The sequence below is a fragment of the Actinosynnema sp. NPDC049800 genome (assembly GCF_040656635.1).
Lineage (GTDB): Bacteria > Actinomycetota > Actinomycetes > Mycobacteriales > Pseudonocardiaceae > Actinosynnema.
Map to the genome: position 1 here is coordinate 1 of NZ_JBFAMT010000072.1, position 15,988 is coordinate 15,988.

Genomic DNA, 15,988 nt, shown 5'->3' on the forward strand with positions numbered 1-15,988 from the left:
AGCCATCCAACGGCAGAGGACTGATTGCCACACCCCACCAACCCGGGCGTCCGGAACATCGTGTCCCGGACGATCAAGAGCTTATGGAGGACTGAGGGCGTTCTCAGCATTTCCGCAGGTCAGGGGCGTCATCTAGGGATGCCCCGGAGACCGTGGACGCACGCGCGGGCGCGCATCGCCAACACGCACAGGGGTTGGCGCCACCCGATGCGGGTAACTGGCTGAGTACTCGACCCGCTCGACCGCGAAACCCGCTCGACCGGGGACACGCTCGACCGGGAGAACCACGCGCCGACGAGAGGAACTCACCCGTTGGGTCCGACTGCGGTGGTCTACGCCAGTGTCGGCGTCGCGACCCTCCTGGCCGCGGTGCTGCCGCGGGTCCTGGGACGGGCGCCCGCCTCCATGCCGATGGTCTTCCTGGCCGCGGGCGCGCTCGCGTTCACGGTCATCGACCCGCTGCCCGATCCCGATCCGACCGAGCACGGCACGCTCACGGTGCACCTCACCGAGCTGTGCGTGATCATCTCGCTGATGGGCGCGGGCCTGGCGCTCAACCGGCCGGTCGGCCTGCGCCGGTGGTCGACGACCTGGCGGCTGCTCGGCATCACGATGCCCTTGTCGATGCTGGCCGTCGGCGCGCTCGGGTGGAGCGCGCTCGGCCTGGGCCTGGCCTCGTCGGTGCTGCTGGCGGCGGTGCTGGCGCCCACCGACCCCGTGCTCGCGAGCGAGGTGCAGGTCGCCGAGCCCGCGGAGAACCCCGACGACCCGGGCGAGGAGGAGGACGAGGCGCGCTTCGCGCTGACGTCCGAGGCGGGGCTGAACGACGGGCTGGCGTTCCCGTTCACCTACGCCGCCGTGGCCATCAGCGTCGTCGGCGCCGCGCCGGGCGCCTGGCTGCCGCAGTGGCTCGCCGTGGACGTGCTGTGGCGACTGGCGTGCGCGCTGCTCGTCGGCCTGCTCACCGGGTGGGGGTTGCGCAAGCTGTTCTTCGCCGCGCCGTCGAAGGATTTCCGGCTGGCGGAGCACGCGGAGGGCTTCGTCGCGCTGGCCGCCACGTTCCTGGCCTACGGCCTCACCGAGCTGGCCGAGGGGTACGGCTTCGTCGCGGTCTTCGTCTGCGCCTGCGCGATCAGGGCCGGCGAGCGGTCCCACGGCTACCACCGCGTCCTGCACCAGTACGTCGAGCAGGTCGAGCGGATGCTCACGGTGCTGATCATCTTCCTGCTGGGCGGCGCGGCGGTCACCGGCCTGCTGGCCGGCACCGGGTGGCGGGAGGTGCTGGTGGCACTGGTCTTCCTGCTGGTGGTGCGACCGGTGGCCGGCCTGGTCGGGCTGGCTCGGGGCAAGACGGGGCCCCGTGAGCGGGCCGTCATCTCGTTCTTCGGGGTGCGCGGCGTCGGATCGCTCTTCTACGTCGCCTACGCGCTCCAGTCCGGGGATTTCGCCGACCAGGACGCGATCTGGCGAGTGGTCGGCCTGGTGGTCATCGGCTCGATCGTGCTGCACGGCATCACGGCGACCCCGGCCATACTGCTGCTGGACCGCCTGAGGGTGCGCGCGGCGCGGGTACGGCACGGCGACCCGGGCCAGGCTCCGCGAACCCCGGTCTGACCGCGGTCAGCGGTTCACTTGGCGGCGTCCCCGGCAGCGACGCCCCCGGTGGCGACGTCCGCCGGGGCGAACCGGTAGCGCCTGATCGCCGGGATCGCCAGCACCGCCAGCACCGTCGCGACCACCACCAGGACCCCGCCCGACGCGGTGGCGCTGCCGGGACCGATCATGGCCCCCGTCGTCCCGTGCAGCAGGTCCGCCAACCGGGGACCGCCCGCCACCACCACGATGAACACGCCCTGCATCCGGCCGCGCATCTCGTCCGTGGCCGCCGACTGCAGGATCGCGCTGCGGAACACCATGCTGATCATGTCCGCCGCGCCGCCGATCGCCAGGAACACCACCGCGAGCCACAGGGCGTTCGACAGGCCGAACCCGATCATCGCCACGCCCCACGCCACGACCGCGAGCACGACACCCATGCCGTGCCGGGTCACGCGTGACGTCCAGCCGGACGTGAGGCCGCACAGCATCGCGCCCAACGGGATGGCGGCGAACAGCAACCCCAGCGCCAACCCGCCACCCGCCGGGTCGCCGAACGTGTTCTCGGCCATCTCCGGGAACAGCGCCCGCGGCATGCCGAACACCATCGCGATGATGTCCAGCAGGAAGCTCGCGAGCAGGATCTTCTGCACGGCCAGGTAGCGGAACCCGTCGACCACGTCCCGCAGCCCGGCGCGCCGCGACGTGCCGCTCAACGGCGGCAGCGGCGGCAGCTTCCAGACCGCCCAGATCGTCAGCGTCAGCGCGACCGCGTCGACCAGGTACAACGTCGACAGGCCGACGACCGGCATCAACGCGCCCGCCAGCATGGGACCGAACACGCCGCCGAACATCATCACCGTCGAGCTCAACGCCGTGGCGGCCGGGATCTGCTCGGCGGGCACCAACCGGGCGACGGAGGCGGTGCGGGCGGGGGCGTTCACGGCGAAGAACACCTGCTGCAGCCCGAGCAGGGTGATCACGAGCCAGACCGAGTCCACGTGCAGCGCGGCCTGCGCCCACAGCAGCACGGACGTCACCGCGACACCCGTGTTCGTGACGACGAGCAGCTTGCGCCGGTCCACCACGTCCGCGATCGCGCCGCCGTACAGCCCGAAGACCAACAACGGCACCAGGGCCACCCCGGCCGCCACACCCACCCAGCCCGACGACCCGGTGAGGTCGTACACCTGCTTGGGCACCGCCACCGCGGTCAACTGGCTGCCGACGGCCGTGACGATCGTCGAGAGCCACAACCGCCGGAACGCCACGATCCTCAGCGGGCGGGTGTCGATGGCGATCTTCCCCAGCACTCTCCGCACGGTCGTTAGCGTACGGCAACTAACAACTCCTTCACCGAGACCTGGAACACCCCTCGCCTCGACCGCACCAGAACGCCAGTCTCGCGGACTCACCCGCACGGCGCGCACACCCTCCGTAAGGTGCCGGGTGTGCGACTGCTCGTGGTCGAGGACGAGGTCCGGTTGGCCGAGTCCCTGAAGGCCGGGCTGGAGGCCGAGGGGTACGCGGTCGACCTCGCGTTCAGCGGGACGGACGGGTTGTGGATGGCGTCCCGGCACGCCTACTCCGCGATCGTGCTGGACATCCTGCTGCCCGGCCTGAACGGCTACCGCGTCTGCCGCCGGCTGCGCACGGCCGGCGACTCGACTCCGATCCTCATGCTCACCGCCAAGGACGGTGAGCTGGACGAGGCCGAGGCGCTGGACACCGGCGCCGACGACTTCCTCTCCAAGCCGTTCTCCTACGTCGTGTTCCTGGCCCGGTTGCGGGCGCTGATCCGGCGCGGCGGGTCGTCCCGGCCGAGCGTGCTGCGGGTCGGCGACGTCGAGCTGGACCTGGGCAGGCGGGAGTGCCGGTCGCGCGGCGCGCTGGTGCCGTTGTCGGTCAAGGAGTTCAGCGTCCTGTCGTTCCTGCTGTCGCGGCCGGGCGAGGTGGTGAGCAAGGCCGAGCTGCTGGAGGGGTTGTGGGACTTCGCGGCCACCCCGGACCCGAACCTGGTCGAGGTCTACGTCAGCTCGATCAGGCGCAAGCTGGGCCGTGACGTCATCCGCACGGTCCGCGGCGCGGGGTACGTGGTCGCCGGTGGCTAGGTCCCCGACCGCGTGGCCGCCCATCGACAGGATCCGGATCGCGGTCGCCGCCGCCGTCGTCTCCGGCGCGCTGCTGGCCGCCGGCGCGGCGTGGCTGGTCGAGCAGATGGAACTGCAGGTCGAGCAGCAGATCGTCGACGCCGCCCGAGCACGCGCGGACGAGGGCGCCCACCGGCTGGCGAAGCTGCTCGTGACCACTGGCGACCTCGCGGCGGTGCGGTCGATGGGCACCGCCCTCGGGCCGTTCGAGGTGGTCGACCGGGACCACGAGGTGGTCGCGAGCTGCCCGCCGACGGAGCCCCCGATCAACCTCGGCAGCCTGTCAGGCCCATCACGGGTGCTGAGGCGGCACACCACCCAGGTCCGCGTGGACCCCGACCGGCACGACTGCGTCGCGCCCGACCTGTGGCGCGACGGCGACGTCATGGAGGTCCACGTCGCCACGGTCACCACCGAGCTCTACGACGTCCGCGTGGCCGCGCCGATCGGCAACGCCGACCGGACCGCCGTGGAGGGTGTCCGGGACCTGCTGCGGACGTTGGTCCCGGCCACCGCGCTGCTGATCGGTGTGCTGGCGTGGCTCGCGACCACCACCGGCGACACGTTCGTCCGGCTCAACGCCGCGCTCGACCGGCAACGGCGGTTCACGTCCGACGCGTCGCACGAGTTGCGCACGCCGCTCGCCTCGGCCCGCACCCAGCTCGAAGTGCTGCTCGCCCACCCCGACCGGGTCGACTGGCGGCGCACCGCCGAGAACACCGTGCTGGACCTCGACCGGATGCAGGCCGTCGTCACCGACCTGCTGTCCCTGGCCCGCCTCGAAGGACCCCTCGATCGCCACCGGGTGGACCTGGCGGAGCTGGCCGGCGTGCCCGGACCGGTCGAGGTCATCGGCGACCGGCCGCAGCTGGAACGGATCCTGCGCAACCTCCTCGGCAACGCCGAACGGCACGCGTCCTCGCAGGTCACCGTCACCGTGACGGTGGAGGGCGACACGGCCGTGCTGCGCGTCGCGGACGACGGGCCGGGCATCCCCGGAGCCGACCGCGAACGGGTCTTCGAGCCGTTCGTGCGGCTGGACGAGGGCCGTGCGCGGGACGAGGGCGGCGCGGGCCTCGGGCTGGCCATCGTGCGCGAGGGCGTGCGCGCCCACGGCGGCACGGTCGAGGTCGAGGACAGCGACCGGGGCACGGTGATGGCGGTCCGGCTGCCCCTTGCCTGAAGGGTCCTTCAGGCGGCTTCAGCTCCGGTTCAGCGTGCTCGCCCGACGCTGCCGCCGTGCTCGACACCCGACCGCGGACCACCACCCGAACGCGGACCACCGTCCGACCGGCGTACGCCGTCGCGCTCGGCCTGGCCGTCCTCTACTCCGGCTACGCGCTCGCGCGGCACCACTCGTTCCAGACCACCGGGTTCGACCTGGGCATCTTCGAGCAGGCGGTGCGCTCCTACGCCGCCGGGCGGTGGCCGACGGCCGACCTGAAAGGCCCGGGCTTCCCACTCCTCGGCGACCACTTCCACCCGGTCCTCGCCCTGCTCGCCCCGTTCTACGCGGTGGTCCCGCGCGCGGAGACGTTGCTGGTCGCGCAAGCCGTGCTGCTGGCCGTGTCGGCGATCCCGGTGACGAGGTTCGCGGTGGACCGGCTCGGTCGGCGCGGCGTCGTCGTCGGCGTGGCGTACGGGCTGTCGTGGGGCCTGCACAACACCGTGGCGTTCGACTTCCACGAGGTGGCCTTCGCCGTGCCCCTGCTGGCGTTCTCGCTGGAGGCCCTGGCCCGCGAGCGGTGGCGCCCGGCGGTCACCTGGGCCCTGCCGCTCGTCCTGGTCAAGGAGGACCTCGGCCTGACGGTCGCGGCGATCGGCCTCTACCTGGTGTGGCGCGGGGTCCGGCGTGGCTGGGCGGTGGCGGCGTTCGGGGTCGCGGCGTCCGCCGTGGTCGTGCTCGCGGTGCTGCCCGCGGTGAACCCGGCGGGCGGCTACCCGTACTGGGTGCGGACGGCGGAGACCGGCGGCCTGGGTTGGCTGCGCCTGCTCACCGCGGTCGCGCTGCTCGCGCCTACCGGCTTCCTCGCCGCCCGGTCGCCGCTGCTCGTGATCGCGCTGCCCACGCTGGCGTGGCGGTTCGCCTCCGGCAACCCGGCGTACTGGGGCATCGAGCACCACTACAGCGCCGTGCTGATGCCCGTGGTCTTCCTCGCGTTCCTGACCGCGAACCCGCGCCGGGTCTGGATCTGCGCGACGGTCACGGCCGCGTTCACGCTCGCCCTGCTCCTGCGACCCCCGCACCAGCCGACGTGGGACGAGGGCCGGCGCGCGACGGCCGCCGGAGTCCTGGCGATGATCCCGGACGACGCCCACGTCGCCGCGTCGAACCGCCTCGCACCGCACCTCACCGGCCGGTGCCGGGTGTCCTTGTTCCCGGCCGACGCCGAGTGGCTGGTCGTGTCCCGCCCGTCGCACTGGCCGACCACGCCCGACGAGGAGGACCGACTCGTGAAAAAGGCCTCCGCCACCCATCGAGTGGTGGCGGAGGCCGATCACGTCATCCTGTTGCGCCGCCGCTAGGGGGCGACCCGCTGCACTTCCCAGCCGTCGCGGCCGAGGCGGAAGCGGAGGCGGTCGTGCATCCGGTCGCGGCGGCCCTGCCAGAACTCGACCTCTTCGGGCCGGATGCGCCAGCCGCCCCAGTGCGGCGGCACGGGTACCCGGTCGGCGTCGGCGAACTGCCGCTCGACCTTGTTCAGCGCGCTCTCCAGAGTGGAGCGCCCGCTGACGACGCGGGACTGCGGCGAGGCCCAGGCGCCCAGCTGCGAGCCGCGCGGGCGGCTCTCCCAGTAGCTCGCGGTCTCGGCGGGCCCGACCTTCTCCACGGTGCCGCGCACGTGCGCCTGCCGCTGCATCGCGAACCACGGGAACGTGGCCGACGCGTACCGGGTGGCCATCAGGTCGTGGCTCTTCGTCGACGTGTAGTTGGTGAAGAACACCAGGCCGCGCTCGTCGAGGCCCTTGGCCAGCACGGTCCGCGAGGACGGGCGGCCCTCGGTGTCCGAGGTCGCCAACACCATCGCGTTCGGCTCCGGCAGGCCCGCGCCCGCCGCCTGGTCCAGCCACAGCTGCAACTGCTCGTGCCAACTCGCCGCGAGGTCGCTCTCCGTGAGCGAGCCTTGTTCGTAGGACACCCGCATCGACGGCAACGCGATGTTCGTCGTCTCCGACATCCCGACCTCCCGGAGCGTAGTTCGTCCTGGCCAAGGCACTTGTGGCGCCTAGCGGTCCAGCGACCGTACGGCTTTCCCGCGCGAGGCGAAACCGCCCGCACGGTGATGACCGCCACCCGATCCGTGACTTTCGGTGTGACCCTCGCCTCGGAATCGAGTACGAGATCGAGTCAGAAAGTCGCTCGATCCGGGATGCCTGGCCCGTGCCTGGTCGAGCGCGCGTTCGACGGTCACGGCGTCGTCGGCCACGGCGGTGCCCAGACTTCCACCGCGTGCCAGCGGAACGAGCGACCACCACTGCTCCGAGACCGCTCCCGGCAGGTCGTCGCCCCAGCACAGCAGCTCGGTGCCGAACACCCGGCGGCCCGCCAGACCGGCCGGGCTCGCGTCCACTTCGGGCGTTCCCAATCGAGACGTCTGCTTGATCAGCGGCCCGTTCCGCCGGACGTCGAGCGTCGTGGTGAGCGAGCCCGGCCGTTCGTTCGACCGACCCAGCACGACCACGTCCCGCGCGCGCAGCCGAGCGCCTTCCCCCATCCGCGCGCGGAACACGGACTCGTGGCACGCACGCGCGGTGACGACCGTCGGCTCCGGCAGGTACGCCAACGACGCGCCGTCGGCCAGCTCCACGTCGACCAGCGCGCGGCTGCCGCCCCCGTGCCGACCGGGCAGCGCCAGCGTCGCGGCCACGCCGCGCAGCTCCAGCGACGCGCCCTCCTCGACCGTCACCCGCAATTCCAGGTCGTCACCGCCCAACGGGGCCGTGACCGCGCTGACCAGGTGCACGAGCGCCACCTCGTCGGCGCCGCGACGCGGCACCAGGCGCAGCGGCGCCATCGACCGCATCCCGCGCACGACGGTTCGCCCGTTCGGGTCGCGTGCCACGACCAGGTGAGCCCGCGCCCTCACCGGAGCAACCCCTGTGACCCCCGACACGTCACCAGGTCGGGTGGAACCGCCACCCGCGGATCTCGGGGGAGATCGTGATGAGGAGAGTTGTCGCAACAGCCGCTGTCATCGCGGCAATGGTGGTTATCGGCGGAACCGGGGGAACCGCGGTCGCACAGCAGGCCGAGGTCTCGACGTGCCGCTCGGCGGACCTGACCATCGGGTTCGGCCGCGTGGGAGGCGCGGCGGGCACCGTGTACCGGGAGGTGGTGTTCACCAACCGGGGGCTGCGCACGTGCGTGCTGCGGGGCTTCCCGGGTGTGTCCTATGTGGACGCCGACGGCGACCGGGTCGGCGCCGCCGCCGTGCGCGTCGGCGACCGCGGTCCGCTGCTCACCCTGCCGCACGGCACGGCGGTCCGCTCGGACGTCGGCTTCGCCCAGGTCGACAACTTCGACCCGGACGTGTGCCGCAAGACGCCCGTGTGGGGCGTGCGCGTGTTCCCGCCGGACGAGACCGTGCCGCTGTACCTGCCGATGACCGACCAGCACGGCTGCGCGGGCGACGTCAGCCCGTTCGGCGATCAACTGACCGCCGCGAGCGTGCGGAGCTGAGCGCGCACCCAGTCGGCCACCGCGGGAGCGTCCGGTGTGTCCACAAGGGACTGCGCGATCACCGGTAGCCCGCCGCGCATCCGGTGGGCGTCGGCCGTCATGACACCGAGGTCGGCGCCCACCAGCGGCGCGAGGTCCGTCTTGTTGATCACCAGCAGGTCCGCGGTGGTCACGCCGGGGCCGCCCTTGCGCGGCACCTTGTCGCCGCCCGCCACGTCCACCACGAAGACCTGCCGGTCGACCAGGCCGCGGCTGAACACCGCGGTCAGGTTGTCGCCGCCGCTCTCGATGATCACCAGCTCCAGGCCGTGGATCCGCTGCTCCAGCAGCTCCACGGCGTCCAGGTTGGCCGTGATGTCGTCGCGGATCGCCGTGTGCGGGCACGCGCCCGTCTGCACGGCCTCGATCCGCTCGACGTCCAGCACGCCGGCCGCGCGCAGGAAGTCGGCGTCCTCGGTGGTGTAGATGTCGTTCGTCACCACGGCGAGGTTCACGCTGTCGCCCAGCGCCCGGCACAGCGCCGCGGTCAGCGCGGTCTTGCCGCTGCCGACCGGCCCGCCGATGCCCAGGCGCACGGCCCGGTGCCCGTGGTCGTGCGGGTGGTGCGGGTCGTGGCCCGCGTCGGTGGGGTCGAAGTTCACCGGGTGCACGTGGTCAGCTGACAAAGAGACGCACCTCTTCCGTGTGGTGGCGGTCATGGGCTTCGGCCAGCAGGTCCAGGCCGGGGGCGCTCGGGGCGGGCAGGTCCTCGGGCGGGGTGTCGGCGTGCCCGGCGGCCGTCGCGGCGATCGCGTCGATCTCGGGCGCCAACCGGGCCAGCACCGCGTTCACGCCGAACGGGTCGAGGCCGAGCAGCCGGATCGCGCCCGTCGCCGGACCCGTCACCGCGTGGTAGGCCACGGTCTGCGCCGCCTCGAACGGCTCGCCGACGAGCACGCCGACGATGACGGGGTGGTGCGGCCTCGGCGTGACCCGCAGCAGCTCGGCCAACGCCGCCGTCGGCCACGCCCGCCGGGCCGCACGCGCGATGCCGCGCCCCTGCACGCGTGAGGCGTTGCGCTGGGCGGGCGACGGCGTGCGGGCGTCGAGTTCGGCGTCCAGCTCCGCATAACGCCCGCGGCACGCGGCGGACGCGAACACCGCGCCCAACGCGCCCGCCGTCCGCAGCCGCCCGATCAGGAACGACGCCAACGACGCCTCGTCGGTCACCAACCGCCGCGCGACGGCCTCCTCCAGCCCGCCCGAGTGCACGTGGCCGCCGCCCGGGAACCGGGAGTCCGCGATCATCAGCGCCGCGAGGTTCATCAGAACAGGAAGTAGCGCTGGGCCATCGGCAGCTCCGCCACCGGCGCGGGCTCCACCAGCTCGCCGTCGATCCGCACGGCGAAGCTGTCCGGGTCCACCTTCACCGACGGCATCGCGTCGTTGAGCACCATGTCGGCCTTGGTGACGCCACGCGTGTTCCCCACCGCCACCAACGGCCGCGCCAACCGCAGCACGTCCGCCAGGTCCGCGTCGACCGCTTGCTGCGACACGAAGTGCACACTGCCGCGCGCCGCCGAGTGGGCGCCGAACATCGGCCGGGCGAAGACCGGCTGCGGGGTCGGGATGGACGCGTTCGCGTCGCCCATCGCCGCGTGCGCGATGAACCCGCCCTTCAGCACCACGGACGGCCGCACGCCGAAGAACTTCGGCTCCCACAGCACCAGGTCGGCCAGCTTGCCCACCTCCACCGACCCGACCTCGTGGTCGATGCCGTGCGCGATGGCCGGGTTGATCGTGTACTTGGCCACGTACCGCCGGGCGCGCAGGTTGTCCGCCAGCTCGCCGAACCGCCCGTGCATCACGTGCGCGGTCTGCCACGTCCGGATGATGACCTCGCCGACCCGGCCCATCGCCTGCGAGTCCGAGCTGATCATCGAGATCGCGCCCAGGTCGTGCAGCACGTCCTCGGCCGCGATCGTGGTCGGCCGGATGCGGCTCTCCGCGAACGCCAGGTCCTCGGGCACGGACCGGTTGAGGTGGTGGCACACCATCAGCATGTCCAGGTGCTCTTCCAGCGTGTTCACCGTGTGCGGGCGCGTGGGGTTGGTCGAGGACGGCAGCACGTTCGGCTCGGACACCACCTGGATGATGTCCGGCGCGTGCCCGCCGCCCGCGCCCTCGGAGTGGTAGGCGTTGATCGACCGGCCCGCGATGGCGGCCAGCGTCGACTCCACGAACCCGGCCTCGTTCAACGTGTCCGTGTGGATCGCCACCTGCACCCCGGACTCGTCGGCGACCCTCAGGCAGGCGTCGATCGCCGCCGGCGTCGTCCCCCAGTCCTCGTGCAGCTTGAACCCGCCCGCACCGCCGGCCAGCTGCTCGCGCAGCGCGTCCTCGCGGGTCGTGTTGCCCTTGCCGAGCAGCAGCACGTTCACCGGCAGGTGGTCCAGCGAGACGAGCATCCGGCCCAGGTTCCACGCGCCGGGCGTCACCGTCGTGGCCTTCGTGCCCTCCGCCGGGCCCGTGCCGCCACCGATCAACGTGGTCAGCCCCGAGGCGACGGCCACGTCCACGATCCCCGGCGTGATGAAGTGGACGTGGCAGTCGATGCCGCCGGCGGTGAGCACCTTCCCGTTGCCCGAGAGCACCTCGGTGGACGGCCCGATGACCAGCGCCGGGTCCACGCCGTCCATGGTGTCGGGGTTGCCCGCCTTGCCGATGCCGACGATCCGGCCGTCCCTGACCCCGACGTCGGCCTTCACCACGCCCCAGTGGTCGAGCACGACGGCGCCCGTGATGACGAGGTCCGGCGCGCCCTCCGCGCGGGTGGCCACGCCCTGGCCCATCGACTCGCGGATCACCTTCCCGCCGCCGAAGATCACCTCGTCGCCCGAGCCTTGCGGGCCCCTCGACCGGTCCTCGGTCACCTCGATGAAGATGTCGGTGTCGGCGAGCCGGATCCGGTCGCCGACCGTCGGCCCCAGCAGTTCCGCGTAGCGGCGGCGGCTGATCCCGGTCACCGGTCCGACTCCCCGGCGTCCGACTCCCGTGCGCCAGGCTCGCCGGCGTCCAGCTCCCCGGCCCACTCCGGCCGCAGCCCGGGCACGCGCCGCGCACCGGCCAGGGGCACCAGCACGACCTCGCGCTCGACACCCGGCTCGAACCTCACCGCCGTGCCCGCCGGCACGTCCAGCCGCTTGCCCCACGCGGCCTCCCGGTCGAACTCCAGGCCGGGGTTGACCGCCGCGAAGTGGTAGTGCGACCCGACCTGCACCGGGCGGTCCGCCGCGTTGACCACGACGAGCGTGGTGCGCGGCCGACCGGGGTTCAGCTCGACCGGCTCGTCGCCGGTGACGATCTCGCCAGGGACCACGGGCTGCTCCTCACACGATCGGGTCATGCACGGTCACGAGCTTGGTGCCGTCCGGGAAGGTCGCCTCGACCTGCACGGACTCGATCATCTCCGGGACGCCCTCCAGCACCTGCTCCCGGCTCAGCACGTGCCTGCCGCTGTCCATCAGCTCGCTGACCGTCCGGCCGTCGCGGGCGCCTTCGAGCACGTGCTCGGTGATGAGCGCGACCGCTTCCGGGTAGTTCAGGACCACCCCGCGTTCGAGCCTCCGGCGCGCGACGTCCGCCGCCACGTGGACCAGCAGCTTGTCCCGCTCGTGCGGTGTCAGGTGCATGGCCGGTGGTCTACCACGGGAAACACCGCCCACCGCCGAACCGAAACAAGGCGTTAACGATCACCCGTCTTCTGAATCGGTTCCTTGATCGTGACCGACGACACGCGCACCCGCGATTGCCCGCAGGTCGGAAGGGGAGCAAGGTTTCTCCAACTCTTTACTTCCGCCGAGAAGGAGCGCACAGCGTGGTGCAGACCGAGGACGACGGATTCCGGCCGGGTCTCGAGGGCGTGGTCGCCTTCCGCACCGAGATCGCCGAACCGGATCGCGACGGTGGCGCGCTGCGCTACCGCGGCGTGGACATCGAGGACCTGGCCGGCCACGTGACCTTCGGCAACGTGTGGGCGCTGCTGGTCGACGGCCGCTTCGGGCCCGGGCTGCCGCCCGCCGAGCCGTTCCCGATCCCCGTGCACACCGGCGACGTGCGGGTGGACGTGCAGGCCGCGCTGGCCATGGTCGCCCCGATCTGGGGCTACGAGCCGCTGCTGGACATCACCGACGAGCGGGCGCGCGAGCAGCTGGCCCGCGCCTCGGTCATGGCCCTGTCGTACGCGGCGCAGTCCGCGCGGGGCATCGGCCGGCCCGCCGTGCCGCAGCACCGCATCGACGAGTGCACGACGATCACCGAGCGCTTCCTCACCCGCTGGCGCGGCGAGCCCGACCCCGCGCACGTCAAGGCGCTGGACGCCTACTGGGTGTCGGCCGCCGAGCACGGCCTGAACGCCTCCACGTTCACCGCCCGCGTCATCGCCTCCACCGGCGCGGACGTCGCCGCGTCCATGTCCGGCGCCATCGGCGCCATGTCCGGCCCCCTGCACGGCGGCGCGCCCGCCCGCGTGCTGCCCATGATCGAAGAGGTCGAGCGCACCGGCGACGCCGAGGGCTACGTCAAGGGCATCCTCGACCGGGGCGAGCGCCTCATGGGCTTCGGCCACCGCGTCTACCGCGCGGAGGACCCCCGCGCCCGCGTGCTGCGGCGGACGTGCCGGGAGCTGGGCGCCACCCGCTACGAGGCCGCGAACGCCCTCGAACAGGCCGCCCTGGCCGAGCTGCGCGAACGCCGCCCGGACCGCGCCATCGAGACCAACGTCGAGTTCTGGGCGGCGGTGATCCTCGACTTCGCCCAGGTCCCGCCGCACATGATGCCCGCGATGTTCACCTGCGCCCGCACCGCCGGCTGGTCGGCGCACATCCTGGAGCAGAAGCGCACGGGCCGCCTCGTCCGCCCGTCCGCGAAGTACGTGGGCCCCGGCCCCCGCAAGCCCTCCGAGGTCGAGGGCTGGGCCGAGATCGCCTGACCCGGCCCACCGGAACTGGGGGTTTCCACCCCGCGTGGCGTGACCCGGGACACCCGGCTGTCACCGCCCGGCCACCCGGCTGCAACACTTAGGGCTCCCGGCAACGGCGCCGGTCGTGCCGACCCCCTCCCCGTGACCGGAGGCTTCGCGATGACCCAGACCGCCGACCCGACCTCGTTGGTCCTGCCCCCCGAACTGCTGCCGTCCGACGGCCGGTTCGGGTGCGGGCCCTCCAAGGTCCGTCCCGAGGCCCTGGCGGCGCTCGCGGCCGAGGGCGCCGCGCTGATGGGCACCTCCCACCGGCAGAAGCCGGTGAAGTCCCTGGTCGGCTCGGTCCGCGCCGGCCTGCGCGAGCTGTTCTCGCTGCCCGAGGGCTACGAGGTCGTCCTCGGCAACGGCGGCACCACCGCGTTCTGGGACGCCGCCGCGTTCGGCCTGGTGCGCGAGCGGGCCCAGCACTTCACCTACGGCGAGTTCTCCTCGAAGTTCGCCAAGGTCACCTCCGACGCGCCGTTCCTGGGCGACTCGATCGTGGTCAAGGCCGACCCGGGCAGCGCGCCCGAGATCGCCTACGCCGAGGGCGCCGACCTCGTCGGCTGGGCGCACAACGAGACCTCGACCGGCGTCGCGGTGCCCGTCTCCCGCCCCGCGGGCTCCGACGGCGCCCTGATCGCCATCGACGCCACCTCCGGCGCGGGCGGCCTGCCGGTCGACCCGGCGGACTTCGACGTCTACTACTTCGCGCCGCAGAAGTGCTTCGCCTCCGACGGCGGCCTGTGGATCTCCCTGATGTCGCCGGCCGCCCTGGAGCGCGTCGCCGAGATCGGCAAGTCGGGCCGCTGGGTGCCGGAGTTCCTCTCGCTGACCACGGCCCTGGACAACTCCACCAAGGACCAGACCTACAACACGCCGTCCCTGGCCACGTTGTTCCTGCTCAACGACCAGATCGAGTGGATCCTGAGCAACGGCGGCCTGAAGTGGGCCGTCGACCGCACCGCCGACTCGTCCTCGCGGCTGTACACGTGGGCCGAGTCGACCTCCTACACGACGCCGTACGTGGCCGACCCGGCCCACCGGTCCCAGGTCGTCGGCACCGTCGACTTCGACGACTCGGTGGACGCCTCCGTGGTGGCCAAGGTCCTGCGCGCGAACGGCATCGTGGACGTCGAGCCGTACCGCAAGCTGGGCCGCAACCAGCTCCGCGTCGCCATGTTCCCGGCCGTCGAGCCGACCGACGTGAGCACGCTGACGAAGGCCGTCGACTGGGTCGTCTCCAAGCTCTGACCCGGACCCACCTGTGGGGGTCGTCCCATCCGGGGCGGCCCCCACAGCCATGACCAGGCACTTCGGGAAGCCGCACCCACCGCCGGCGAGGTGAACCTTGTGCTAACGGAGGTGCGCGGGCCGCCGACATACGGCAAGATCACACGAAGATATCGGCGAACACGGCGAGTCTCCCCCGTCAAGGCGGCGCGCCGCATTAACGTGAGTACTCGGCGAGGTGAGCCATCCGGGAGGCCATGATGCGAGCGTTGCGAGTCATCGGGCTCGAAGACGACGGCAAGTCCGTCATCCTCGAGGACCCGGATCGCGGCGAGCGCTTCGTGCTCCCCGCCGACGAACGGCTGCGCGCGGCGGCACGCGGCGACCTCACCCGGCTCGGCCAGATCGAGATCGAGGTCGAGAGCCAGATGCGCCCGCGCGAGATCCAGGCGCGCATCCGCGCCGGTGAGTCCGTCGCCCAGGTGGCGGCGGCGGCCGGCCTGCCCGCGCACCGGGTCGAGCGCTACGCCTACCCCGTCCTCCTCGAGCGCTCCCGCACCGCCGACCTGGCCCAGCGCGCCCACCCCGTCCGCGAGGACGGCCCGGACGTGCAGACCCTCGGCGAGGTCGTCGCGCACTCCTTCGGCCTGCGCGGCCAGGAGTACGCCGACGTCAGCTGGGACTCGTGGCGTGGCGAGGACGGCCGCTGGGTCGTGCAGCTGCACTGGACCGCCGGCAGGTCCGACAACCTGGCGCACTGGGCCTTCCACCCGGGCGCCCAGGGCGGCACGGTGACCGCGCTGGACGACGGGGCCATGGAGCTCATGGACCCGAACCCCAACCGCACGCTGCGCACGGTCCGGCCGGTGACCCAGCTGGCCCGCCAGGCCCTGGAGCTGGAGAAGCAGCAGGAACCGGAGATCCTCGTCCGCGAGGAACCGGCGCCAACGCCCCCTCCGCCCCCGGTCCAGGAGCCCCAGCCGACGCCGGAGCCCGCACCGGTGGCCGAGGAGCCCGCGCCGGCGGCCCCCGCGCCGCAACAGCCGGCGGCAGGCGCCAAGCAGCAACCGCCCCGCAAGGACCCACCGCCCAAGCGAGGCAAGAAGAACCACCCGATCGTGCCGTCCTGGGAGGACGTCCTCCTGGGCGTCCGCTCCACCCGGGGCTGACCCCGACCGGATCCGGAGAAGGCCCCCGCGCAGCACCGCTGCCGGGGGCCTTCCCGCGTCCGGTCCCGTCTCGGCGCGACGCGCGTGATCCGGGTCGGCCCCCGTCACCCGCCCTGAGGTGTGGCAGCAAGCTCGCTCACCGTGTCCACCCGATCGCGGC

The 15,988-nt window shown here is 72.8% G+C and carries 16 protein-coding genes; 8 read left to right on the plus strand and 8 right to left on the minus strand.

The genetic code is table 11. The features are described from left to right. Positions 1-312: 312 nt before the first annotated feature. Positions 313-1,614: a cation:proton antiporter gene (locus tag AB0I91_RS40455; protein ID WP_498777529.1), complete on the plus strand. Its 1,302-nt coding sequence runs from the start codon at positions 313-315 to the stop codon at positions 1,612-1,614. 14 nt (positions 1,615-1,628) lie between these two features. Here the strand turns inward: AB0I91_RS40455 and AB0I91_RS40460 are convergent, their stop codons facing one another. Further along, positions 1,629-2,918: an MFS transporter gene (locus tag AB0I91_RS40460; RefSeq protein ID WP_499641658.1), complete on the minus strand. Its 1,290-nt coding sequence runs from the start codon at positions 2,916-2,918 to the stop codon at positions 1,629-1,631. Between the two features lie 129 nt (positions 2,919-3,047). Here AB0I91_RS40460 and AB0I91_RS40465 point away from each other — a divergent pair, with 129 nt between their 5' ends. Genes AB0I91_RS40465 through AB0I91_RS40475 form a run of 3 tightly spaced genes read left to right on the plus strand, consistent with a single transcriptional unit; the run spans position 3,048 to position 6,272 of the window. Beyond that, positions 3,048-3,707, plus strand: coding sequence for a response regulator transcription factor (locus AB0I91_RS40465; protein ID WP_499615929.1), 660 nt, complete (start codon positions 3,048-3,050; stop codon positions 3,705-3,707). Beyond that, positions 3,700-4,929 carry a sensor histidine kinase gene (locus tag AB0I91_RS40470; RefSeq protein WP_499615927.1) on the plus strand — a complete coding sequence of 410 codons (1,230 nt, stop codon included), beginning with the start codon at positions 3,700-3,702 and terminating at the stop codon, positions 4,927-4,929. The genes AB0I91_RS40465 and AB0I91_RS40470 overlap by 8 nt, the downstream gene beginning before the upstream one ends. A 56-nt stretch (positions 4,930-4,985) precedes the next feature. Next, positions 4,986-6,272 carry a DUF2079 domain-containing protein gene (locus AB0I91_RS40475; protein WP_498777539.1) on the plus strand — a complete coding sequence of 429 codons (1,287 nt, stop codon included), beginning with the start codon at positions 4,986-4,988 and terminating at the stop codon, positions 6,270-6,272. Here AB0I91_RS40475 and pdxH read toward each other — a convergent pair. Beyond that, entirely contained in the window at positions 6,269-6,925 is a 657-nt protein-coding gene (gene pdxH, locus AB0I91_RS40480; protein WP_498777541.1) for a pyridoxamine 5'-phosphate oxidase, read from the minus strand. The genes AB0I91_RS40475 and pdxH overlap by 4 nt on opposite strands. A gap of 48 nt (positions 6,926-6,973) precedes the next feature. Then, on the minus strand, positions 6,974-7,834 hold the full coding sequence (locus AB0I91_RS40485; RefSeq protein ID WP_499641660.1) for an urease accessory protein UreD: 861 nt from the start codon (positions 7,832-7,834) through the stop codon (positions 6,974-6,976). Between the two features lie 116 nt (positions 7,835-7,950). Between AB0I91_RS40485 and AB0I91_RS40490 the strand changes: the two genes are divergently transcribed. Continuing rightward, complete coding sequence (locus AB0I91_RS40490; RefSeq protein WP_499641662.1) at positions 7,951-8,427, plus strand: DUF4232 domain-containing protein; 477 nt, start codon at positions 7,951-7,953, stop codon at positions 8,425-8,427. On the opposite strand, the gene ureG is transcribed toward AB0I91_RS40490, so the two are convergent. Genes ureG through AB0I91_RS40515 form a run of 5 tightly spaced genes read right to left on the minus strand, consistent with a single transcriptional unit; the run spans position 8,397 to position 12,098 of the window. Then, positions 8,397-9,077 (minus strand): urease accessory protein UreG, encoded by a 681-nt coding sequence (gene ureG, locus AB0I91_RS40495; RefSeq protein ID WP_499615999.1) that lies wholly within the window; start codon positions 9,075-9,077, stop codon positions 8,397-8,399. The two genes, AB0I91_RS40490 and ureG, sit on opposite strands and share 31 nt — an antisense overlap. A 4-nt stretch (positions 9,078-9,081) precedes the next feature. After that, positions 9,082-9,732 (minus strand): urease accessory protein UreF, encoded by a 651-nt coding sequence (locus tag AB0I91_RS40500; RefSeq protein WP_499641664.1) that lies wholly within the window; start codon positions 9,730-9,732, stop codon positions 9,082-9,084. After that, on the minus strand, positions 9,732-11,432 hold the full coding sequence (locus AB0I91_RS40505) for an urease subunit alpha (RefSeq protein WP_499641666.1): 1,701 nt from the start codon (positions 11,430-11,432) through the stop codon (positions 9,732-9,734). The genes AB0I91_RS40500 and AB0I91_RS40505 overlap by 1 nt, the downstream gene beginning before the upstream one ends. Continuing rightward, complete coding sequence (locus tag AB0I91_RS40510; protein WP_498777552.1) at positions 11,429-11,785, minus strand: urease subunit beta; 357 nt, start codon at positions 11,783-11,785, stop codon at positions 11,429-11,431. Before AB0I91_RS40510 ends, AB0I91_RS40505 begins: the two co-directional genes overlap by 4 nt. A gap of 10 nt (positions 11,786-11,795) precedes the next feature. Continuing rightward, positions 11,796-12,098: an urease subunit gamma gene (locus AB0I91_RS40515; RefSeq protein ID WP_498777554.1), complete on the minus strand. Its 303-nt coding sequence runs from the start codon at positions 12,096-12,098 to the stop codon at positions 11,796-11,798. 185 nt (positions 12,099-12,283) lie between these two features. Here AB0I91_RS40515 and AB0I91_RS40520 point away from each other — a divergent pair, with 185 nt between their 5' ends. The 3 genes from AB0I91_RS40520 to sepH all read left to right on the plus strand — a co-directional run bounded on the left by AB0I91_RS40520 (position 12,284) and on the right by sepH (position 15,828). Beyond that, a complete protein-coding gene (locus AB0I91_RS40520; RefSeq protein WP_498777556.1) occupies positions 12,284-13,396 on the plus strand; it encodes a citrate synthase 2 in 1,113 nt (370 codons plus the stop codon). Positions 13,397-13,546: 150 nt separating this feature from the next. Then, the gene (gene serC / locus AB0I91_RS40525) at positions 13,547-14,680 is read left to right on the plus strand and encodes a phosphoserine transaminase (protein WP_498777875.1); all 1,134 of its coding nucleotides are present in this window, start codon (positions 13,547-13,549) and stop codon (positions 14,678-14,680) included. Between the two features lie 239 nt (positions 14,681-14,919). Continuing rightward, positions 14,920-15,828: a septation protein SepH gene (gene sepH / locus AB0I91_RS40530; RefSeq protein ID WP_499615914.1), complete on the plus strand. Its 909-nt coding sequence runs from the start codon at positions 14,920-14,922 to the stop codon at positions 15,826-15,828. Positions 15,829-15,988 lie beyond the last annotated feature (160 nt).

Bases quoted from the DNA above. Each gene is read 5' to 3' on its own strand.
- pdxH (WP_498777541.1), bottom strand. From the start codon at position 6,925: ATGTCGGAGACGACGAACATCGCGTTGCCGTCGATGCGGGTGTCCTAC.
- AB0I91_RS40490 (WP_499641662.1), top strand. From the start codon at position 7,951: ATGGTGGTTATCGGCGGAACCGGGGGAACCGCGGTCGCACAGCAGGCC.
- AB0I91_RS40500 (WP_499641664.1), bottom strand. From the start codon at position 9,732: ATGAACCTCGCGGCGCTGATGATCGCGGACTCCCGGTTCCCGGGCGGC.
- AB0I91_RS40515 (WP_498777554.1), bottom strand. From the start codon at position 12,098: ATGCACCTGACACCGCACGAGCGGGACAAGCTGCTGGTCCACGTGGCG.
- serC (WP_498777875.1), top strand. From the start codon at position 13,547: ATGACCCAGACCGCCGACCCGACCTCGTTGGTCCTGCCCCCCGAACTG.
- sepH (WP_499615914.1), top strand. From the start codon at position 14,920: ATGCGAGCGTTGCGAGTCATCGGGCTCGAAGACGACGGCAAGTCCGTC.